The sequence below is a fragment of the Halomonas profundus genome, from assembly GCF_020865425.1.
Classification (GTDB): Bacteria; Pseudomonadota; Gammaproteobacteria; order Pseudomonadales; family Halomonadaceae; genus Vreelandella; species Vreelandella titanicae.
Genome location: NZ_CP086344.1, coordinates 115,368 through 137,681 on the forward strand (window position 1 = coordinate 115,368; position 22,314 = coordinate 137,681).

Genomic DNA, 22,314 nt, shown 5'->3' on the forward strand with positions numbered 1-22,314 from the left:
TATCGGCAGGATGCTGAAAAACTTTACGCTTACTGGCATGGCATTGTGTTTGCTTGTTATTGGTAGCGTCGACACTACACGCTCTGTCTCTTTGCTTTTCTATAGCCCGCCTAATAAGCATGAGAAAGATGGCTTTTTGTGCATACGCCATGCTGTGGGCATCTGATATGCTTCTCGAGTTTGCGGTGAACTAATTAACGCATAAGAGTAAGCGAGGCGAGAATGGTGGCGCAGCAGGATGAGTTTGAAACAATAGTAAGTACAACAGTGATCGAGTCTCTGCTGAATACCTTGATCGAAACCGGTGGCGTTTCGCTCTGTCTTGCTGCGACGGGAGCTCGTCCAGAGCCCATTGTCTTGATGGAGCAGCACCAGGGCCAAGCATTGGTGATGGATCTTTCCTCTGTTGACTATTTACTTCACCATTTACAGGGTGGTGCTGCGTTTTACTTGCGCGGGCAGGCGCAGGGGAAAGTGCTGCAAACGCCGCTCCTGCAACTGACGGAGACGCGTCAGGCCGGGGGGCGCTTTTTGTGTTGCAGTGATTATCCTGCATCGTTGGAAGTGCTGCAGCGTCGTGAGTCCTTCCGTGCTGAGCTGCGCATGGGGATGGTGGTGTCGACAGGTTTGTATGGTGGTGATGCCGAGATAGAGGGTGAGTTGAGGGATTTGTCCCAGGATGGCTGCCAGCTTGAATTGCCATTGGCCGCTAGCGGGCTGCTGGCGGGAGCCGCTAGCCCCCTAAAGTTGGCGTTTACCTTTCCCGACGGCACCTACTTTGAAGTGCTTGGAGAGGCTCGTCATCAAAAAACCGACGCTGAGCGTCATCTACTGCGCGTCGGTTTTAACTTCGTTGAGTGTAGTGCGGAGCAAGAGCGGCAAATTTGGTATTTCGTGTGCGAAATAGAGCGCGAAGCGGCACGCTATAAAAAAGAAGAACAAAACGAGCGTCAGCCCTCACCGCTGTTCGCGCTGCCAAGCAAGCGACCGGGTGCAGGAGAGTTGCTTGGGCGGCGTGATGTCAAGCGCTACGCGACCCCTATGGCGCGTCGGCTTGTCAAGGTCGCTGCCTATCTGGATACACAGTTGCTGTCGTTACAACAAGGTAGCGATATCGATGGGCGTCAGCTCTCCCGCTATGCTGATCGCATATTGGGTCTTCATGAAGAGGATCGTGAGGCGTTGCTGTTCGCTTCACGTTGCTTATCTCCCGAGCCTTTAATAGTGCGCCACGGTATTGCTGTGGCTGTGCATTTGCTCGATTTTGTGGGAGCCAGCATGCCTCGCGAGTTGCGCAAGGCGATAGTGGCCAGCGGTCTTATTCACGATCTTGGCAAGGCGCTTGTGCCTCAGGTGCTGTTCAAGGCGCCGCACTTTGAAGCTAAGCATCGAGAGGCGATCAGTGAGCATGTCCAGCTGTTGCTAGACCGTTTACATAACTGCCAATGGCTGTCGGCGGGTATTGTCCAGGCGGTGATTGGGGGGGTTAACGAGCGTATGGATGGTAGTGGGTATCCAAGTGGGTTGAGTGGGGCTGACCTCAGTGAGCTGGCTAAGGCGAGTGCCGTTGTCGACGTAGTAGAGGCTATGCGGCGTGATCGTGCAGATCGTCCGGCTAAAACAGCACAGCAAATTTACCGGCATTTATTGCAGCACCCACACCATTTTGATATGCGCTGGGTTAAACGCTATATCGATCATTTCAAGGGATTGCCAATAGGTTCGCTGGCGCACTTCTCTAGCCAGCAGAAGGGGTGGATCTTACGTCTTGATGCTAAAGGTAACCCCACGGAGGTATTGCTTGCGCCACAGGTCGAGCCGCCAATGCGTGACAATGTGGGAGTGGTCGTGCAGAGCAATATCGCTGAGCGACTTGGGCGAACCGTCGGTGAGATCGCAGTGTCTACTTGAGTGGCAATGAAGTGAATGCGTGATGGCAGTTGGTCGATGTCATGGGCTGCGCTGAAAAAAGCGTTGTAAGCCGTTAAAGTCCCCCAGACTCACGCCGATAGTTACTAGTAGTGCCGTTTATTTTTACCTTTTAATAATCGTGGTCTCACCCAATCGAGGGTGAGCATAAAATCACGCACAGGAGTTCCGCTTATGACTTACTCTCGCGGTGGCGCCGCCTATGGGCGGGGAGCTAACGCTTATGCGCGTGTTGGCGTAGAAAGCGGAGTGATGTCGGCAGATCCTCATCAGCTTATTGTGATGTTGTTTGACGGCGCCCAGGCCGCTATTCGTGCTGCACGCATCCATATCCAGGCGGGTAATACAGCCGAAAAAGGCAAGTCGATAACGAAGGCGTTGGATATTGTGAATAATGGCCTCGCAGCGGCTCTTGATCAAGAGCAGGGCGGCGAGATTGCTGAGCGCTTAGCGTCGCTTTATGACTATATTTCGCGCCTACTGTTGGCGGCGAATCTGCGTAACGATGAAGAGAGCTTAAATCAGGCCGAACGCCTGCTCGAAGATATCGCCTCAGCCTGGCGTGATATTGGTCAACAGCAGAGCGCGTGAGGCAATAATGTCAGCTCCTATATCCGCTCGTGATAAAAATGCTCAACAGACGCTGCTCACTAGCTATGAAACGCTATTGAGCCGCGTTGAGCACATGCACGAACTGGCTAATGGCGAACAGTGGGCAGAGCTAATTGATCAGCGTACCAACTATGTAATGCTGGTGGATCAGTTGCGTGAGCTGGATACCACCGTTGTGCTTGATGCCGCTGCTCAGCAGCGTAAGGCAGAGCTGCTGGAGCGCATCCTTGAGCACGATGTGGAAATACGGCGTCGTTTGGTGGCGCGCCGTGATGAGCTGGGTAAGCTCATAGGGGTATCCCAGCGTCAGCGGAATTTACATAGGGCCTACGCACCACAGCAAGGGGCTCCGGTAGCTTATGACGCCGATGATGCTGATTCCACGAGGTCATCGTGAGTGGTATTACCCCTCTGATTGATACGCTCTTGCACCAAGTGCTTGGGCGCCAAGGCGAGTTGTCGCTGCAGCGCGCATTGAGTCAGCCTGTGAAGCCCGTTTCACCCGGCGAGGGGCCGCGTGCCGTAATGGGTGATGCCAATCTGGATGGCCGTGCGTCGACATCACCGCTAGGCGACCTAAAGCGTTTACCGCACCCTCTTGATGGGGGGCGAACGTTACCCCGAGGTGAGGCGCAGCCTTCGACGACAGGTTCAACACAGACCCATTTTAGTCCTGCAGCGCGAACAATCGCCGACGTGCTGCTGCGCTTTCCAGCCCCTCCCTCGGTAATGCGGCCCGAAGCACCTCTTATCACCAGTCAGGAAGCGCCAGCAGCGAGTACAGTAGCAACACGCTTAGAGGCAAGTATTCGCGATAGTGGTTTGTTTTATGAGTCGCATCTAAAGCGCTGGTTTCAAGGTGAGGGAACCCGCCAGCAGCTAATGAACCAACCGCAAATGCAGCCCGGCCCTCGCCCGCTTACTCCTCTTTTATCGGCAGGCCCGAATGTGTCGCTCCCAGCTGCAGCGCCTTCGACGGCGTCTGCCTTGTCTACAGCTGTCTCAGTTGGGGTGCCACTGACCCCACAAATGCCTACGCAGTCAGCTGGAGCGCCCCTGACAGCACAGGCGCTTATGCAGGTGGGGGCGGGGGCGCCTTTGGCAGCTCCCCCGGTAGGGCAGGGAGGCATGGCTATTTTACCCAACGTGCCGCTAGTGCCTGTTACTCATGAACAAGGCTTAGCGGTTCGGTTGGCGAGCGCGTCCCATTTTTTAGCAACTGGCTCGACGGCTGCTGCCCCCACTACCCCCGCTCAAGGGGCTGCTTCGCAGGTGTCGACTAATCCTGCCCAGCCGGCCCCTATGCCTGGCGAGGCGCGCGACAGCCATCAAGCAAGGGCGGAGTATAGCCAGGCTAGGGAGATGAGCGATCTGATGGCCAATCGACCGGCTCGCGAGGTCGTTCACGAAAGCCTGCAGAGCCTGGTGCGCCACCAGCTTGAAATGTTGGTGATGCCGTCTATTCGCTGGGAAGGTGATGTCTGGGCAGGCATTTTTATGGCTTTAGTAATCAATTTGCCTACTCGTGAAGAGGGCCAGGAAGGAAAACAGCAGGGGGGAGAGCCAGACGGTGGATGGCGTTCTGATATGCAGCTCGATGTTCCCAGTTTAGGGGCATTCAGCGCGTCGCTATGGCTCTATCGAAACGTGTTAAGCATCGATTTCACCACCGAAAGTACGCACGTTTATCAGCGTATTGACGCTGGACTGCCCGCGTTAGAGAAGCGCCTTAGCGCCTTGGACTTACAAAAAGTGCAGCTTCGCGCGCGCCATATCGAAGCGGAGGCACCCCATGGCTACGCCGGGTGAGCGACGCCGTCAAGCTGTTGCTCTGGCTTACCAGGATAATGACCGTGCTCCACGGGTAGTGGCGAAAGGCTATGGTGATCTGGCCGAACGTATTATGGCTGAAGCTCAGCGTCAGGGTATTTATGTGCACGATGCGCCTGAGTTGGTAGCGCTTTTAATGCAGCTAGATCTGGATGCGGAAATTCCGGCAAGTCTCTATCAAATTGTCGCAGAACTGCTGGTGTGGGTGTTCGAACTATCAGAGGAAGGGCTAACTCATCGTGAAACGCCTGAGTAGCCATTTACAGACATTGTATGCAACCATGAGGGTAGGTAATAAAAAGTCATTAATGGCGCCAGTATAATGGTCACAACACCGCGCCTGAGTCGTTTAATGGGACATTATGAGTCAAACCAACTTTCTCGATGAAATTCAGGAAATTAATTTAGCTTATTTGCTTCTGGCGCAGCGCTTGCTTGATGAAGATCGTGAGGCTGCTATGTTTCGCTTAAAAATAGACAGCGATGTTGCCGAGCTGATTGTCTCGCTTAATGCTCGCCAGCTTACCAAGTTGGCGCGAACCAGCCAATTATTGTGCCGGTTTAGCCAAACGAGTGCCGAGCGGCTTCGACAGCTTACAGATAATCCCCGCGATCAGGGGTTGGCAGGGCTTCATGCATCACTGCTGTTGGCAAGCGATGCATTTGAGCCAATGCCATCGGGAGGCGAGAAGTGAGCCAGAAAAGCTTGGTCGATGAAATGCACCAAGTGCAGCTGGCAATCGAATTGATTGAGCTGGGTGCGCGCCTTCAGGTGCTGGAAACAGAAACGGAATTAAGCCGCACGCGTTTGATCAAGCTGTATAAGGAAGTGCGTGGCATGTCACCGCCTAAGGGCATGCTGCCTTTTTCCACCGACTGGTTTATTACTTGGCTTCCCAATGTTCATTCGTCGCTGTTTTACAACATTTATTTAAGCCTGAAGGAGGCGGCAGGCTGTGATCGCATCGATGCCTTTGTCAAAGCATATCGGCTCTATGACGAGCAAATGTCGCTGGAAAAGGTGGAGCCGGTTCTCGGGTTAACCCGTGCGTGGACGCTGATACGCTTTTTCGAGAGTGATTTGCTCCAGCTTAATCAGTGTACGCGTTGCACTGGGCAGTTTGTGGCGCACGCTCATAGTCCCGCTCAACACTATGTGTGCGGTATTTGTCAGCCCCCCTCAAGAGCGGGTAAAACGCGCAAAGCACAGCGGGAGAATAGTGAAAAAATGTAACAATCTCTGCGATTACATCACTGATGGTGTGAAGTAGGGTATAAGACAGTAATGAGTACTAACAAGAAATAAGTGTATTGGCTTAGATAGGCCTAAAAGCCAGTGGTGCTTTTTCATTAAACAGACGTCTGACCCTAGTATAATAGGGCTAAGACATGCTTGGAATGGAACATTGCTTAAACATCAGATCAGGTGGCTAAGTTTTGGTTCCCTAATTTAATACTGAATACCGCAAGGATCCTGCTTGTGCTGATACCTCTAGGTTATGTAATCGTATTGCTATCTGTGTTTGGTGGCTATGTGCTGGCAGGTGGCAGCTTAGGCCCCTTGTATCAACCTCTTGAGCTGCTGATTATTGGCGGAGCCGGGGTTGGTGCATTTATCGCAGCGAACAATGGCAAAGCGATTAAAGCGACCTTTAAAATTTTGCCCCGGCTCAAGCGCGCCAAAAAATATAACAAAGAACTTTATATGGAGCTGATGGCGCTGCAGTATAAATTACTCTCCAAAATTCGCCGTGAAGGCATGTTAGGCATTGAACGGGATATTGATAATCCCGAGGAGAGCCCGCTGTTTCAAGAGCATCCTACGGTATTGGCTGATCCTCATATCATGGATTTTCTAACGGACTATCTGCGCTTAATGGTAAGCGGTGGTATGGAACCCATGGAAATTGATGAGCTGATGCTGCACGAGATTGAGGTCTTTGAGCAGGAAGCTCATATTCCTGTCGATGCCATTGCCAAAGTCGGCGATGCCATGCCTGCCTTCGGCATCGTGGCGGCAGTAATGGGGGTCGTTAAAACACTCACCTACGCCGATGCTACGCCGACTCAGATGGGTGTGATGATCGGCCAAGCGCTAGTGGGCACCTTCTTGGGTATTTTGCTGGGCTATGGTTTTGTTAGTCCGCTGGCAAGTTACATCGAACGGCAGGCGAAAGAAGCCGAAAAAATGCTCCAGTGTATTCGCATTACGCTGCTCGCTAGCTTGCACGGTTATGCGCCGCAGTTGGCTGTTGAATTTGGTCGCAAGGCACTGTTTGCCGCCGAGCGTCCTAGTTTTACGGAGCTTGAAGAGTATGTAAGGGATGCAAAAAAGGCCGGTAACGCATGAGTAAGGGTGGTGACAAGCGTCCGATTGTCATTCGACGCAAAAAAGTCGTCCATGCCCATCACGGTGGTGCCTGGAAAATTGCCCTAGCGGATTTTATGACTGCTCTGATGGCCTTTTTTTTGGTGCTATGGCTTTTGAGCGTTTCCAGTGAAGAGACGCGCAAGGGGGTGGCAGAGTACTTTAGCACCCCCCTGGTGACGGCGATAACCGGTGGCGATCGTTCGGGCAGCACCAGCGCGATTCCCGGTGGCGGGCCCGATCCCACGCATAGCGATGGGGAGCGGGCGCGCATTGATAGCCTTCAGCGCACTCGTCCAAGCATGCAGGAACGAAACTTTTTCCGGGATTTACAAGAGCGTATTGAACGGGCCATTGAGCGAGATCCCGAGCTGCGCCAGTTGCGCAATCAAATGCGGTTTGACTTGACCCGCGAAGGGCTGCGCATACAGCTACTCGATACCGACCAGCGCCCCATGTTTGAGCTGGGTAGCGACCAAGTGGCGCCTTATATGCGCAGCTTGTTACGTACCATCGCACCGCTGCTAAATGAGCTTCCCAATGAGCTAAGTATCAGCGGGCATACCGATAGCGTTCCCTATGCGGGAGGCTATCGTGGTTACAGTAACTGGGAACTTTCCAATGATCGCGCTAATGCGTCGCGCCGCGAGCTTATTGCGGGTGGCTTTGATCCAGGTCAGTTACTTCGCGTGTCGGGCTTTGCAGATCGTGTGTTATTGCCCGAGACTGAGCCAACCGATCCTATCAATCGACGCATAGAGCTGGTGGTGTTGTTTCCGGAAATTGCTGATGCGATTCGCAATCCTACTGTAATGGAGTCGGGAGGTGCATCGCCAGAAGCTTCAATCGAAGCACTAGAAGCTTCAGCCGAAGCGCAAATTGAATCAACACAACAAGACGAGCCTCAGGTTCAAGCGCAAGAGTGATCTGAGCCTGTCATAAAAGACGACGTTAAGGTGGAGCGGTGTATGGATATAGCGGATTTTTTTGACACCTTTTTTGAAGAGGCTGAAGAGCTGCTGTCGGATATGGAACAGCATTTACTGGAGCTGGATGTTGATGATCCAGACAGTGAGCAGCTCAATGCTATTTTCCGTGCCGCCCACTCGATCAAGGGGGGGGCGGGAACCTTTGGTTTTACCGTGCTACAGAAAACCACGCACATTTTGGAAAACCTCCTCGATTACGCACGTAAAGGCGAACTGACGCTGCGAGCCGACCTCGTGGATACCTTTTTAGAGGCTAAAGACATCATGCATGAGCAACTCGATGCCTACCGCAGCGAAGAGGAGCCTAATCAAGAGGCATTTGAACGCATTTGCCAAACGCTGCAGCAAATTGCCTTGGACGAAATTGGCCAACAGCTCGATGGGCCGACTATTCCTGCTGCTGAGCCCAAGGCTGCGCCGACGCCTGTGCCAAGTGAAAACGACGCGGAAGCAAACAGTAATAATGCAGAGGCGTCCTCGAACGGCCATCTGCTAGTGGCACTGCTCAACGTTGAAGATAAAGACCGCATTTTGCTGGTTGAAGAGTTAGAGCAGCTCGGTGAAGTGCAGTCCCAGTCAGGCGACGCAAAGCGTTACGAGGTAGTGCTCAAAAGCAGCGACAGTGCTGACGATATTGAAGCGGTCATGTGCTTTATTATCGAACCTGATCAGATTGAGATTACGGCTGTTGAGGGCGTCGCTACTGAGCCAGCCCCAGCCGAGCCAGAAGCCTCGACACCTGCAGCCCCAGCGCCGCAAGCGCCGGCAGAAAGCACGGCCTCTAAGGCAAGCGCGCCAAAGCCTGCTGCCAAAGAGAAGCCCAAAAAAGCTGCCGCCGAGTCTTCGTCAATCCGCGTATCGGTAGATAAAGTCGACCAAATTATCAACTTGGTGGGTGAGCTGATTATCACCCAGTCGATGCTCGATCAAACGGTTAGCGATTTAGAAGATCAGTCGGTGGGCAATGCCTCACTGCAAAATGGCATGAGCCTACTGCAGCGCAACGCCCGTGATCTCCAAGAAGCGGTCATGTCTATTCGCATGATTCCCATGGAGTTTGTATTCAGTCGCTTCCCCCGCGTGGTGCGCGACACCGCCGGTAAGCTGGGTAAAGAGATCGAATTAATTACCGAAGGCAAGTCGACCGAGCTGGATAAGAGTTTGGTCGAACGGATCACTGATCCGTTAACGCACCTGGTGCGCAATAGCCTCGATCATGGCGTGGAAATGCCCGATGTGCGCGAAGCCATTGGCAAGCCGCGTGTTGGCAAATTAACCCTCTCCGCACGTCACCAGGGTGGCAATATCTTGATTGAAGTGCGCGATGATGGTGCCGGCATGGATCGTGAACGCCTGCTAGCCAAGGCGCGAGAAAACGGCCTCAATGTGTCGGACACCATGTCGGACGAAGAGGTCTTCCAGCTCATTTTTGCTCCCGGCTTCTCAACGGCGAATGAAGTGACCGACGTATCTGGGCGTGGCGTGGGCATGGATGTAGTGAAGCGCAACATTCAGAGCATGGGCGGTCGGGTTGAAATCCAGTCGAAGCTAGGTGAAGGCACCAACACCCGTATCGTGTTGCCGCTTACGTTGGCCATTCTGGACGGTATGTCGATCAAGGTCGGCGGCGAGACGTTTATTCTTCCGCTCTCTACCGTACTTGAATCACTGCAGCCCGCCAAAGACGATATGTACGCCATGGCCGGTGACGACGTGGTGATCAAAGTCCGCGACGAATATCTGCCCGTGATTGCCATTCACGAAGTGCTGAACGTCGAGAATGCGATTACCGACCCGACCAAAAGCATCGCTGTCATTGTGCAGGGCGAAGGCCGTCGTTACGCCATGTTGGTCGATGAGTTGATCGGACAGCAGCAGGTCGTGGTCAAAAATCTGGAAGACAATTACCGCAAAGTACCAGGGATCTCGGCCGCGACCATCTTAGGTGACGGTAGTGTAGCGTTGATTCTGGATATTACTGGTTTACACCGCCTGAGCCGATATAAAAAAGAGGCAGGCAAAAAAGTAGTAAACAATCAAAACCTTTCATCTTTTAAGGAGGCTGAGCCGTCATGAGTCAAGCCAACAATGGTGCGGTACTAGCCGCAGAAGCCGAAAACCGCGAATTCCTAGTGTTCTCATTAGGCGATGAAGAGTACGCCATTGATATTTTGAAAGTGCAGGAAATTCGTGGCTACGAAAACGTAACCCGGATTGCCAATGCACCTGAATTTATCAAAGGGGTCACTAATCTGCGCGGCGTCATTGTGCCAATCGTAGATCTCCGCATTAAGTTTCACTTTGATAAAGTCGAATACGGTGGCCAAACAGTGGTGATCGTGGTCAATGTTGCAGACCGGGTGGTCGGCATCGTAGTGGACGGCGTTTCCGACGTGATGACACTGACCCCTGATCAGATTAAACCGGCGCCAGAATTTGGTGTCACGCTCTCGTCTGACTTCCTGAGCGGTTTGGGTAGTCTGGATGACCGCATGCTGGTACTCGTGGATATCGATAAGTTGCTCACCAGCGACGAGATGGCACTGGTGGAAAGCACCAGCAACCAGTAAGACTAAAAAACATGGCACAGGGAGCGTGCCAAATCAGTTCTACTCAATGATGCATTCTCGCGCTACGGAAAGTGCCAGCGAGTGCCGGTTGTGCGTGGAGAAAAGGGCGTGACACAGCGAATGCGGCAATTAATGAATAATATGACGGTGCGCTTGAGTTGGGGCTTAGTGCTAGCGACACTTTCGGTGCTTGTTTTAATTGCCAGTGGTATTGGTCTTTATGCCCTGCACTATGGTGCAGCAATCGTGCAGGCCTCTGACGATGTGCAGGCACAACAGGCCGCTTTCAGTGCTTTTGCCGCGACAATTCGCTGGGCACTACTCGGGATAGTCGTAATGACTATCGCCACGGTAATCGTGGTTATCTGGGGGGTGACGGCCAATGTGTTGCGCCCGCTAGATCGCTTGGTGGGCTATTTTGAGCGTATGGCCCAGGGGGATCTAAGCCAGGCCATTACCTCTCCGGGTAATAACGAAATAGGGCGGCTTTATAGCGCCATGGCCCATATGCAGAGCTCACTCTCGCAAACGGTAGGTACCGTGCGCACCAGCGGTACATCGATTTATGAGCGCTCTCAGCAAATAGCCAGCGGCAATAACGACCTTTCTTCGCGCACCGAGCAGCAGGCCACCTCGTTAGAGGAGACGGCTTCCAGCATGGAGCAGTTAGCCTCAACGGTGGGTCATAATGCTGAAAATGCCCGCCAAGCCAGCCAATTGGCCGGGAGCGCGACCCTGACAGCCCGCCGTAGTGGAGAAGAGGTTGGTGAGATCGTCAGCACCATGCAAGACATAAGCGCAAGTTCTCATCAAGTCGCTGATATTATTACCGTTATCGATAATATTGCGTTTCAGACCAATATTCTGGCGCTGAATGCTTCGGTGGAAGCGGCGCGTGCTGGCGAGCATGGCAGAGGGTTCGCCGTGGTGGCACAGGAAGTACGTAGCTTAGCCAGTCGCAGCGCCGCTGCCGCCAAAGAGATTCGCACGCTGATTGATGCATCGCTCAGCAAGGTAGATACCGGCACTCAGCGGGTCAATCAAGCTGGACAAACCATGCAGGATCTCGTGGGTGCTGTGCAGCGCGTCAGCGATATCATGGATGAAATCGCCGCCGCTTCTGAGCAGCAGAGTAGCGGCATTGGCCAAGTGAATCAGGCCGTGGCGCAAATGGATCAGGTTGTGCAACAAAATGCTCAACTGGTGCAGCAAGCCGCGCGCAGCGCCAATGAACTTGAAAGCGAAGCCGCACGCTTACGCGAGGCGGTTGAGCGCTTTCGGGTCACTGAATTATCTGCCCCGTGCACTCCGGCTGTATTGCCAGCGGCAGCGTCAAAACCCGCAACAAGGCGTCCACAGCCAGTAGCAGAAACAGAAGAGTGGTCATCGTTTTAATTTGCTTGGTAGGGCAGGCGCACTCTTTTTGAAAAATAAAACATTAAAAAAAGGCACACCATGCGTAATAACCAACCAGTCTCTCAGCGTGAAATCGAACTAAAAGAAGACGACTTCCTAGTCTCGCGTACCGATACCAAGGGACGCATCACCTATGCCAACCCTGCGTTTATCGATATTAGCGGCTTTGAACACGCAGAGCTGATAGGTGCGCCGCATAACCTGATACGCCACCCGGATATGCCGCCGGCAGCCTTTGAAAACCTCTGGAAAACCGTCAAAACGGGGGAAACGTGGCGAGGGCTGGTCAAAAACCGCTGCAAAAATGGTGACCACTACTGGGTAAATGCCAGCGTTACGCCGATTATTGAAGATGGGCAAGTCGTGGGCTACACCTCGGTACGTGTACAGGCCAGCCGCGCAGCCATTGAGCAGGCCGAGCGGGCCTACGCTGAAATACGCGAAGGCCGCAACAAGCGGCTTTACTTAGATAAAGGCCGGTTACGCCAGAAAGGTGTGATTAAGCGTTTGGCCCGGGTACGCCTCGACACCATTCGTGCCAAATTGGTAGGCATGATTGTCGTTGCAGGGCTGTTGTTATTAATCAGCGGTGGGCTTGGTCTGTATGGTTTGAATGTCTCCGGCGAGCGCTTGGGGCAACTGAATAATGACGGTCTGCGTGATGTTATTCGCCTGCAGAAAATCGATCAAACCATTGCCCAAACCCGCCAGGCGATGATTGAGCCAGAGCGTATGGAACTGATCAATCAACGCTTCGAGATGGGTGAAAGCATTGAGGAGAGCGCCGCAGAGGTTGCTGAGGTGTGGCAGGAGTATTATTCCCGTGAGGTCAATGCGACTGAGCTTGCCACCGAGTTTGACCAGCAGCTACAGACCTTCCTGCAGAACGGCATGGGCCAGGCGGCCAGCGTGCTTCAGGCAGAAGAGACCTACCAAGCCTTTACTGGTCTCGATGCTGTGATTAGCGTCATGACCAGCGAGGGCCGCATCCTGTCAGGCATGGTTAATCAACTGATTTCCCAGAAACAGCAGGCAGCTGAGGCCATGGCCGTTGATGCTCAGCAAGGTCAAACTACGATGCTGAGCGCTCAAGCCATAGTACTTGGAATTGGTTTACTGCTACTTATTTTGATCGGCATGGTTACTCTGAGGGCGATTACCAGGCCGCTAAAAAGTGCTGCAGGTTTTACGCTGCAAATTGCTGGCGGTAATTTGGCCGCTAAAGTCCCCGCCCAGAGACGCGATGAAGTGGGCCAATTGATGGACTCGCTGAATACTATGCGCAAAAGCCTCAGCAGTATCATCTCCGATGTAAAAAGCGGTATTGATGTGGTCACTCCGGCTGCCCAAGACATTGCCAGCGGCAACGAAGAGCTGTCGTCGCGTACTGAACAGCAGGCGGCCTCTTTGCAACAAACCGCCTCCAGCATGGAAGAAATGACTGCCACTGTGCGGCAAAACAGTGAGAACGCTCAAGAAGCCCGTCGTCTAGCCGATAACAATGCTATCCAGGTAACGAATACTGGCGAATTGATGACACAGTTAGTCGACAACATGCAGCGGATTACCCAAAGCTCCCAGCAGATGGCCGATATTATCAATGTTATCGATTCGATCGCGTTTCAGACCAATATTCTGGCGCTGAATGCATCGGTAGAAGCGGCTCGGGCCGGCGAGCATGGGCGTGGTTTTGCGGTGGTGGCCGAAGAAGTGCGTAACCTGGCTGGCCGTAGCGCTGGTGCCGCCCAAGAAATTCGCGGTCTGATTGATGGCTCTAACCGTGAGGTAAGTGCGGGTGCCAGTATGGTCACCAAAGCCGAAGCTGCGATTAGCGAAGTGGCGGAAGCCGCGCGCAGTGTGACGCAGATCATGCACGAGATTTCAGCCGCCTCCGAAGAGCAGAGCCATGGTATTGCCCAGGTTAATCAAGCAGTAGCAGAGATGGATCAAGGTACCCAGCGTAATGCGGTGCGGGTACAGGAAACTGCACGCGCGGCGGTCTCGCTTGAGAAGCAGGCGGGGCTATTAGCGCTATCGGTGGAAGCGTTTCGATTAAACAGTCAGGGGGCGCTACGTCCGCCAGCAGTGACAGCGACTAAGCACACTGCTCAGTTGCCTAGCACATCGTCGCCGAATTCGCCCGTTAAACGGCAGGCAGCCTCAGCAGAGGAGTGGGAAGCGTTTTGACCGAACAACGTGAACGGGTGGTAGACGCAGGTCAGTGGACATCGAGCAGTCAGATTGAGCGCGATCTAGTACTGACGGATGCGGATTTTACACGGATTCGCGAGCTGATTTATCAGCGCGCCGGCATTGTGCTGGCTGAGCATAAACGTGAAATGGTCTATAGCCGCCTAGCAAAGCGGCTACGCCACCATGGCATGACACGCTTTACCGACTATTTGGTGCGCTTGGAGCGTCAGCCAGAAGCCAAGGAGTGGGAAGCGTTTACCAATGCACTGACCACTAACCTCACGGCCTTTTTTCGTGAGGCGCACCATTTTCCGCTGTTGGCTGAGCATATAAAGAATAAACAAGACCCGGTCACTATTTGGTGTTCGGCCGCCTCCACCGGGGAGGAGCCTTACTCGCTGGCAATGACATTGTTAGAAACGTTGGGCGCTAAAGCGTCGCAGGCCAAAGTGATCGCCACCGATATTGATACGGATGCGTTGGCCAGGGCTCGCGCTGGCGTTTATCCCCTGGAACAGGTGCGCAAGATCGATGAGGCACGGGTAAAGCGGTTTTTTCAGAAAGGAACGGGTAACCATGCGGGCTTTGCACGGATTCGCCCAGAAGTATCCGCACTGGTGGAGTTTTTGCCACTGAACCTGCTAGCGCCGCAATGGCCAATTAAAGGCCCTTTTGATGCCGTGTTCTGCCGAAACATCATGATTTATTTTGATAAAGATACTCAATCAAAAATTCTTAAACGCTTTGCACCACTGATGAAGCCCGATGGCTTGCTGTTTGCAGGCCACTCGGAAAACTTCTCGTATATCAGCGACGCATTCAAGCTGCGTGGTCAAACCGTTTATAACCTGGCCAAAAAATGAATAACTATCGTGTCTTTATAATCGCTTTAGGCGCTGTGGCTCCGGCGGTTGCAATAACACATCAGGCGTCTACAGCAAGAGGAGGCGTGCTTTGAGCGCAGCCAAGATCAAAGTGTTGTGTGTCGATGATTCGGCGCTAATTCGCGATTTGTTAACGGAAATTATTAATTCCCAGCCCGATATGGAAGTCGTTGCGGTAGCGCCTGACCCCATTGCCGCCAGGGATTTGATCAAGCAGCACAATCCTGATGTGCTCACCCTTGATGTGGAAATGCCACGTATGGATGGCTTGGATTTTCTTGAGCGTTTGATGCGCCTGCGTCCTATGCCGGTATTGATGGTGTCGTCGCTCACCCAAAGCGGTTCGGAGATTACCCTGCGTGCGCTAGAGCTTGGCGCGCTGGATTTTGTCGCCAAGCCGAGTCTGGGCATCCGCAATGGGATGATGGAGTATGCTGACGAGATTGCCGAAAAACTGCGCGCCGCTGCGCGCTCGCGGCCCCGTCAGGCGCGGCATAAAAACACTCCGCCACCGGAAGCCCTGAAAGCCCCTTTAGTGTCGAGTGAAAAGCTGATCATTATTGGCGCGTCTACGGGGGGCACCGAAGCGATTCGTGCGGTACTTGAGCCGCTGCCCGCCAACGCCCCGGCGATTTTGATTACCCAGCATATGCCTGGCGGTTTTACCCGTTCGTTTGCGGAACGCTTAGACCGGCTGTGCCGGATTACGGTGAAAGAGGCCGCCGACGGCGAGCGGATTCTACCTGGGCACGCTTATATCGCCCCAGGGGATCAACACCTTAAGTTAGCGCGTAGCGGTGCCAACTACGTAGCGCGGTTAGATAGCGGCCCACCGGTTAATCGCCACCGCCCCTCGGTAGACGTGCTGTTCCATTCAGCGGCTCAGCATGCGGGCAAGAACTCCATCGGTGTTATTTTGACCGGCATGGGTAAGGACGGTGCGGCAGGGCTGCTAGAGATGCGCCAGGCGGGTGCGCCCACCATTGCCCAGAATGAGCAGACCTGTGTGGTCTTCGGTATGCCCCGTGAAGCTATTGCTGTCGGGGGGGCTGTGGAAGTGGTGGCGTTAGATGACATTCCCTCGCGAATGATGGCGCTGATCGCCGCCTCCGGCCGCGCCCAGCGTGTGTAGTGCAATTCATAAAAAGTTAGTAATCATAAAAACTAAATAAGCTCGCAAGGGAAATCACAATGAACCGTTTACTGCGCAACTTGAGTATTCACGCCGCCGTGGTCACATCGCTTTGCTGCTTTGTCGTGCTGATTTTAATGATTTCGGGCTTGAGTGTGGTGGCCGATCGCAATTCACAAAATAACTTAGCCACGCTAAGCGGTATCAGCGATGCGCAGTTAAATGAGGTTAACCGTGCCGATTCGTTGCTTAACCAAGCCATGTTGGCTATGGAAACTGCCTCCAACTACCTGATGGTAGGACAGACCCAGCAATCCAATGAGCAGGTTGCCGTTGCCGCTGATCGCATTGAGCGTTCTGAAAAGCGTTTCGAGCGCTTTGCGGCAAACTCATTTTCACCGCAAGGCGAGGCATTGGCGAACACCCTAATTGAAGATTTTAATACCGTAATGGGGCTAGTTAAACAACAGCACGACACCTTTGAATATATGGATTTAACCAGCTACAACAACCTGCGCGATGAGCTGGTAGAGCCGATAAATAGCTTATCTGAAAGTATGACGGCGTTTGTCGCCTACGGCTTCCAGCGGGTAGATACCATTCGCGCTGACGCGGATGCCCAAGGCAATCTGTTTGCCATGATCAATGCTGGAGCGGTGATTTTTGCCTTACTGATGACTTTGGTAATCTACCTAGGTTTACGCCGTACAGTGATTGCGCCGCTAAGAGGCGCAATCCAACGGCTGGATGCGATTGCTGAGGCGGACTTGACTAACCCGCTGCCGGAAGCAGGTAAAAATGAAATTGGCCGTTTGTTTGGTGCTATGGGCACCATGCAGCAAAACCTCACCAATATCGTTGGCCGGGTGCGTGAAGGCAGTAACGAAATTCACCACGGCACCCGTGAGATTGCCAGCGGCAACGCTGATCTCTCCTCACGTACAGAGCAGCAGGCGGCATCGATTCAACAAACCGCGGCCAGCATGGAAGAGATGACCGCGACGGTAAAACAGAACGCCGACAATGCTCGTCAAGCCAGCACCCTGGCAGCAGACGCTTCCACCACGGCTGAGCGCGGTGGACAAGTGGTGGAGCAAGTGGTGCAAACTATGCACGGTATCTCCACCAGCTCGAAAAAAGTCGCCGATATCACCAGCGTTATTGACTCAATTGCTTTTCAAACCAATATTCTGGCTCTCAACGCCTCGGTAGAGGCCGCCCGCGCCGGCGAGCAAGGTCGCGGATTTGCGGTGGTGGCGGGGGAAGTGCGTAATTTGGCCAGCCGCAGTGCGGATGCGGCCAAAGAGATTAAAACCCTGATTGATGCCTCGGTAACACAAATTCAGCAAGGCTCCACTCTGGTCGAGCAGGCCGGTACCACGATGTCGGATGTGGTTACTGCAGTACGCCGTGTTACCGACATCATGGATGAAATCTCCGCTGCCTCCCAAGAGCAGAGTGACGGTATTGAGCAAGTCAGCCAAGCCGTGGGCCAGATGGATCAAGTCACCCAACAAAATGCCGCGCTGGTACAGCAAGCCTCTGCGGCGGCGGCCTCCCTTGAGGAACAGGCCAACCGGTTGGAGCAAGCCGTAGCCGTGTTTAAGCTGTTAGGTATGCAGGGGGCGTCCCATCAGGCGCTGCCTTCCTCATCGCCAGCAACGGACGTTATGCCTGCGCCTAGGGCCGACCAGCAAGCTCGTTGCCCAGCTCCAGCCTCGCAGCGCAGCGACCACGAAGAGTGGGAGGAATTCTGAAGAACCGTTTTGAAAGAGCCGTTTCAAAGTAGCCGTTTTAAACCCCTGACTGTACTTTTCAGTCGCCCTTGTGCCATATACTGATTGATTAGAGGATGACCCATGGCAGATAAGAATATGAGTTTCCTGGTTGTAGACGACTTTCCCACCATGCGTCGGATCGTACGTAGTCTGCTTAAGGAGTTGGGCTTCACCAACGTGGATGAAGCCGAAGATGGACAAGATGCGCTCAATAAGCTGCGTGCCGGCAAGTTTGAGTTCGTCGTTTCCGATTGGAACATGCCGAACCTTGATGGCCTGGAGATGCTCAAGGAGATCCGTCAGGATGACGCCTTGAAAGACCTTCCTGTGTTGATGGTGACCGCAGAAGCGAAGAAAGAGAACATTATAGCGGCTGCTCAGGCGGGCGCTAACGGCTATGTCGTCAAGCCGTTCACTGCCGCTACCCTCGAAGAGAAGCTCAATAAGATCTTCGACAAACTGGGTATGTGAGCAACTGGGCCTATGTGCTTGGTTAACGAGGAGACAACGTTATGAGCCAGAATGAGCAGTCCGATTCTGCCCAATCGTCCGAACAAGCCGCCGAAGACTTAATTCATCGCATCGGTAAGTTGACGCGTATGCTGCGCGAAAACATGCGTGAACTGGGGCTTGATAAAGAGATTGAGAAGGCGGCCGAAGCCATCCCCGATGCACGCGACCGCTTGCACTATGTCGCCACCATGACGGAGCAGGCAGCAGATCGAGCGCTCAATGCCGTTGACCGTGCGCAGCCGCTGCAGGATCAGTTGTCAGACCGGGCGGAAGCGCTGGATAAGCGCTGGGCCGAGTGGTTTGAAGCACCGAAAGAGCTGGATGAGGCGAAAGCGCTCGTTGTCGAGACACGCACTTATCTTAGCGAAGTGCCCGAAGTGGTTTCAGCGACTAACAAAGAACTGATGGAAATCATGATGGCTCAGGACTTTCAGGACCTGACCGGCCAAGTGATTAAGAAGATGATGGACGTGATCCATGAGATCGAACATCAGTTGGTGCAAGTGTTGATCGATAACGCGCCGGGCGCCCATGCACGAGAAACGCTGCAGCGCAAGGCCGAGGATCAGTGGAAAAGCGACAGTGCACGGCGTAACGAAGAGCTTTTGAATGGGCCGCAAGTGAAGGATAATGTCCCTGATACCGTCTCTGGGCAAGATCAAGTAGACGACTTATTGGACGAATTAGGCTTCTAAGATGCGTTATTAAACGCCCTCTGGGCACGCAAGTACGCCATTCAGCCGTCCCTATGGACGGCTGAATACGTGATAAGCTTTGCTTCACCTGGCCGGATACCCGTATGGCAGATAACGATAGCGACCAGGAAAAGACCGAAGAGGCCACGCCCAGGCGGAAAGAGAAAGCCCGTGAAGAGGGTCAAGTTGCCCGTTCCCGCGAGTTAAATACGTTTTTACTTTTGCTGGGTGGTGTGATTGGCCTCTATAGCATGGGCAACATGCTCTACGACCAGTTGGGTGCGGTGATGGAGCAAGCTTTCTTGTTTGAGCGCCGCCAGGCAATGGAAAGTACGCCGATGCTGGTCAATGCGCTGGACCTTGGTCAGCGCACGCTATTTGCCATGATGCCACTGTTTTTACTGTTAGCCATCATTGCATTAGTAGCCCCTGGGCTGATGGGAGGCTGGCTGATATCGGGTAAATCGATGCAGCCCAAGTTTTCCAAGCTAAACCCTATTAAGGGCGTAAAGCGTATCTTCTCCACCCAGGCTCTGATCGAATTGGCAAAAGCGATTGCCAAATCGTTTCTGGTGGGGGGCGTGGCTGCGACGTTTTTGTATTTCAACATCGGCAAATTTATGGCGCTAATGGATCAGCCTATCCAGCAAGCGCTGACCAATGCCCTAAGCATGGCGGCTCAGGCAGCTGGGCTAATGGTGCTGGTGTTGATCGTGGTCATTTTGATCGATGTCCCTTTCCAGCTCTGGGACAATGCTAAGAAGCTGCGCATGAGTCAGGAAGAGATTAAGCGTGAGCACAAAGAGTCCGAAGGCGACCCGCATGTGAAGGCGCGCATTCGCCAGCAGCAGCAGGCCATGGCGCGGGGCAGGATGATGAGCAAAGTGCCCGAGGCGGACGTCATCATTACCAACCCCACGCACTATGCGATAGCACTGACTTATCAGGAAGGCAGTATGGGCGCCCCGCGGCTGGTGGCAAAAGGCGCCGACGCAGTGGCTGCACGCATTCGCGAAATCGCTGAAGAGGCAGGCGTGCCACGCTTGCAGGCAGCACCATTGGCGCGGGCCCTGTATCATCACGTCGATCTAGATGCAGAAGTACCTGCCGAACTGTATACCGCGGTGGCGGAAGTAATGGCCTGGGCCTACCGCCTCAAGCAAGTATCACAACAAGGAGGCGAGGTGCCCCCAACCCCCGATAACCTGCCGGTTCCGCCGGAGATGGAAAGCCCCGGGCATGGCGCCGGTGGTAATGAGGCGCAACCATGAAAGGCTTGAGTCAACTAGTAGGTCGGCGCGACTGGATGGGTGATGTGCGCATGAAGCTGCTGGTCGGGCCGCTGCTCATCCTAATGATTTTGGGCATGATGATTGTGCCCTTGCCTCCCTTCGCCCTGGATTTACTCTTCACCTTCAATATCGCTCTGGCCATTATGGTGTTATTGGTCAGCATGTTTACCCAGAAGCCGCTGGACTTTGCGGCATTCCCTGCCGTGTTGCTATTTACTACGCTGCTGCGCCTGTCGCTCAATGTGGCCTCTACCCGTGTGGTGCTCATGGAGGGCCACCAAGGCGGCGCCTCTGCGGGTAAGGTCATTGAAGCGTTCGGGGCGTTCCTGGTCGGCGGCAATTTCGCTGTCGGCCTAGTGGTCTTCCTGATTCTTGTCATCATCAACTTTATGGTTATCACCAAAGGTGCTGGCCGTATTGCCGAAGTGGGTGCGCGCTTTACGTTGGATGCGATGCCGGGTAAGCAGATGGCCATCGATGCCGATCTGAATGCCGGCTTAATCGGCGAAGACGATGCCAAAAAGCGTCGCGCAGAGGTCTCACAAGAGGCTGATTTCTTTGGTTCGATGGACGGCGCGAGTAAATTTGTCCGTGGTGATGCCATTGCCGGTTTGGTGATTATGGTGGTCAATATCATCGGCGGGTTGATGATTGGTATGCTGCAGCACGATATGAGCTTTGGTGCGGCAGGCCAAACCTATATGCTGCTGGCGATTGGTGATGGCCTGGTGGCGCAAATCCCTGCTTTGGTGATCTCCACCGCCGCGGGTGTCACGGTATCCCGGGTCAGCATGGATACGAACGAAGATATTGGCCAGCAAATGCTCAGCCAACTATTCGTTAATCCCCAGGTGCTGATATTAGCCGCCATAGTGATGGGGCTACTGGGCATGGTGCCCGGCATGCCCAATGTCGTATTTCTGCTCTTTACCGCACTATTGGCGGGTTTGGCGTGGTTTATTATGCGCCAAAAAGAACAGGCGTTGGTCAAGGAGGAAATTGCGACTGCGCCTGTACCTGTACAAGAGACACCCGAAGCGAGCTGGGAAGATGTGCAACTGGTCGATACCCTCGGCCTGGAAGTGGGCCATCGCTTAATCCCGCTGGTGGACTCGCGTCAAAAAGGCGAGCTGCTTGGGCGCATTAAGAGCGTGCGTAAGAAGTTTGCCCAAGAAGTGGGTTTCCTGCCGCCAGTGGTGCATATCCGCGATAATTTGGAGCTGCCGCCGAACGCCTATGTGCTCTCCATGAAAGGCGCCGAGATTGGTCGCGCTGAGGCACAGCCGGGCAAATGGCTAGCGATTAACCCTGGGCAGGTATCGGGCGAGCTGCAGGGCACCCATACTCAGGATCCCGCCTTTGGCTTGCCCGCTGTCTGGATTGATAGCAACCAGCGTGAGCATGCCCAGGTGTATGGCTACACCGTTGTGGATGCCAGTACCGTCATAGCGACCCACTTGAACCACCTGTTGCACCGCCATTCACCCGAGATGCTGGGCCGTCAGGAAGTACAGAAGTTGCTGGATAAAATGGGCGATGATCAAAAAGCGTTGGTCGAAGAGGTGATCCCCAAAGCTATTTCCTTGACGGTACTGCAGCGTATCTTGCAAAACCTGCTCGACGAAGATGTCTCTATCCGCGACATGCGCACTATTCTCGATACCCTGGCCGAGTACGCCACACAGCAAAAAGATCCTAATGAGCTGACGGCGCTGGTGCGAGTCTCGCTGGGGCGCGCCATTGTCCAGCAGTGGTTTGCGGGGCAGGAGACACTCAATGTCATGGGGCTGGATGCTCAACTGGAACAAGTGCTGGTACAGGCCATGAATGGCAACGGCGCCATGGAGCCCGGGTTGGCAGAAACGCTGATGACCCAGGCCCAGCAGGCGCTGGAGCGTCACGAAAGCTCAGGCGAACCACCGGTGTTGGTCGTGCAACATTCGCTAAGGGCGGTGCTATCGCGCTTCTTACGCCGCCGGTTACGCCATATGTCGGTACTGTCCCAGGCTGAAATTCCCGACGATCGCACATTAAGAGTGACCACAGTGGTCGGCGGACGTTAAAGATGGCACGCCGTGATAGGCTAGCGTCGTCCATTTTCAGAACAGGCAAG

General features: G+C 53.9%; 20 protein-coding genes. All 20 read left to right on the forward strand.

Going from position 1 to position 22,314, the window contains the following annotated elements; all coding sequences use genetic code 11:
* Positions 1-222: 222 nt before the first annotated feature.
* On the forward strand, positions 223-1,911 hold the full coding sequence (locus LMS44_RS00545) for an HD domain-containing phosphohydrolase (RefSeq protein ID WP_022520936.1): 1,689 nt from the start codon (positions 223-225) through the stop codon (positions 1,909-1,911).
* 192 nt (positions 1,912-2,103) lie between these two features.
* Positions 2,104-2,520: a flagellar export chaperone FliS gene (fliS, locus tag LMS44_RS00550; RefSeq protein WP_022520935.1), complete on the forward strand. Its 417-nt coding sequence runs from the start codon at positions 2,104-2,106 to the stop codon at positions 2,518-2,520.
* Between the two features lie 7 nt (positions 2,521-2,527).
* Positions 2,528-2,938: a flagellar protein FliT gene (gene fliT, locus LMS44_RS00555; RefSeq protein ID WP_022520934.1), complete on the forward strand. Its 411-nt coding sequence runs from the start codon at positions 2,528-2,530 to the stop codon at positions 2,936-2,938.
* Positions 2,935-4,350: a flagellar hook-length control protein FliK gene (gene fliK, locus LMS44_RS00560; RefSeq protein ID WP_476488834.1), complete on the forward strand. Its 1,416-nt coding sequence runs from the start codon at positions 2,935-2,937 to the stop codon at positions 4,348-4,350. The genes fliT and fliK overlap by 4 nt, the downstream gene beginning before the upstream one ends.
* Entirely contained in the window at positions 4,334-4,627 is a 294-nt protein-coding gene (locus LMS44_RS00565; protein ID WP_022520932.1) for an EscU/YscU/HrcU family type III secretion system export apparatus switch protein, read from the forward strand. Before fliK ends, LMS44_RS00565 begins: the two co-directional genes overlap by 17 nt.
* Positions 4,628-4,733: 106 nt before the next feature.
* Positions 4,734-5,066: a flagellar transcriptional regulator FlhD gene (gene flhD, locus LMS44_RS00570; protein WP_022520931.1), complete on the forward strand. Its 333-nt coding sequence runs from the start codon at positions 4,734-4,736 to the stop codon at positions 5,064-5,066.
* Positions 5,063-5,605, forward strand: a complete 543-nt coding sequence (gene flhC / locus LMS44_RS00575) for a flagellar transcriptional regulator FlhC (protein ID WP_009288432.1) — start codon at positions 5,063-5,065, stop codon at positions 5,603-5,605. Before flhD ends, flhC begins: the two co-directional genes overlap by 4 nt.
* A 246-nt stretch (positions 5,606-5,851) precedes the next feature.
* Entirely contained in the window at positions 5,852-6,721 is an 870-nt protein-coding gene (motA, locus tag LMS44_RS00580; RefSeq protein ID WP_022520930.1) for a flagellar motor stator protein MotA, read from the forward strand.
* Entirely contained in the window at positions 6,718-7,665 is a 948-nt protein-coding gene (motB, locus tag LMS44_RS00585; RefSeq protein WP_476488836.1) for a flagellar motor protein MotB, read from the forward strand. Before motA ends, motB begins: the two co-directional genes overlap by 4 nt.
* 42 nt (positions 7,666-7,707) lie before the next feature.
* Complete coding sequence (cheA, locus tag LMS44_RS00590) at positions 7,708-9,804, forward strand: chemotaxis protein CheA (RefSeq protein ID WP_022520928.1); 2,097 nt, start codon at positions 7,708-7,710, stop codon at positions 9,802-9,804.
* Positions 9,801-10,298 (forward strand): chemotaxis protein CheW, encoded by a 498-nt coding sequence (cheW, locus tag LMS44_RS00595; RefSeq protein WP_009288435.1) that lies wholly within the window; start codon positions 9,801-9,803, stop codon positions 10,296-10,298. The genes cheA and cheW overlap by 4 nt, the downstream gene beginning before the upstream one ends.
* Positions 10,299-10,430: 132 nt before the next feature.
* Positions 10,431-11,693: a methyl-accepting chemotaxis protein gene (locus tag LMS44_RS00600; protein ID WP_476488837.1), complete on the forward strand. Its 1,263-nt coding sequence runs from the start codon at positions 10,431-10,433 to the stop codon at positions 11,691-11,693.
* 60 nt (positions 11,694-11,753) lie between these two features.
* Positions 11,754-13,901 carry a methyl-accepting chemotaxis protein gene (locus LMS44_RS00605; RefSeq protein ID WP_141440170.1) on the forward strand — a complete coding sequence of 716 codons (2,148 nt, stop codon included), beginning with the start codon at positions 11,754-11,756 and terminating at the stop codon, positions 13,899-13,901.
* Positions 13,898-14,770: a CheR family methyltransferase gene (locus tag LMS44_RS00610; protein ID WP_022520925.1), complete on the forward strand. Its 873-nt coding sequence runs from the start codon at positions 13,898-13,900 to the stop codon at positions 14,768-14,770. The genes LMS44_RS00605 and LMS44_RS00610 overlap by 4 nt, the downstream gene beginning before the upstream one ends.
* Positions 14,771-14,861: 91 nt before the next feature.
* Positions 14,862-15,923: a protein-glutamate methylesterase/protein-glutamine glutaminase gene (locus tag LMS44_RS00615; RefSeq protein WP_009288439.1), complete on the forward strand. Its 1,062-nt coding sequence runs from the start codon at positions 14,862-14,864 to the stop codon at positions 15,921-15,923.
* Between the two features lie 59 nt (positions 15,924-15,982).
* Positions 15,983-17,680: a methyl-accepting chemotaxis protein gene (locus LMS44_RS00620; protein ID WP_022520924.1), complete on the forward strand. Its 1,698-nt coding sequence runs from the start codon at positions 15,983-15,985 to the stop codon at positions 17,678-17,680.
* 102 nt (positions 17,681-17,782) lie between these two features.
* Complete coding sequence (cheY, locus tag LMS44_RS00625) at positions 17,783-18,172, forward strand: chemotaxis response regulator CheY (RefSeq protein ID WP_022520923.1); 390 nt, start codon at positions 17,783-17,785, stop codon at positions 18,170-18,172.
* Between the two features lie 41 nt (positions 18,173-18,213).
* Positions 18,214-18,909 (forward strand): protein phosphatase CheZ, encoded by a 696-nt coding sequence (gene cheZ / locus LMS44_RS00630; protein WP_476488838.1) that lies wholly within the window; start codon positions 18,214-18,216, stop codon positions 18,907-18,909.
* 104 nt (positions 18,910-19,013) lie between these two features.
* Positions 19,014-20,180: a flagellar biosynthesis protein FlhB gene (gene flhB / locus LMS44_RS00635; RefSeq protein WP_443603611.1), complete on the forward strand. Its 1,167-nt coding sequence runs from the start codon at positions 19,014-19,016 to the stop codon at positions 20,178-20,180.
* Positions 20,177-22,264, forward strand: coding sequence for a flagellar biosynthesis protein FlhA (gene flhA, locus LMS44_RS00640; protein WP_022520921.1), 2,088 nt, complete (start codon positions 20,177-20,179; stop codon positions 22,262-22,264). The genes flhB and flhA overlap by 4 nt, the downstream gene beginning before the upstream one ends.
* Positions 22,265-22,314: the final 50 nt, after the last annotated feature.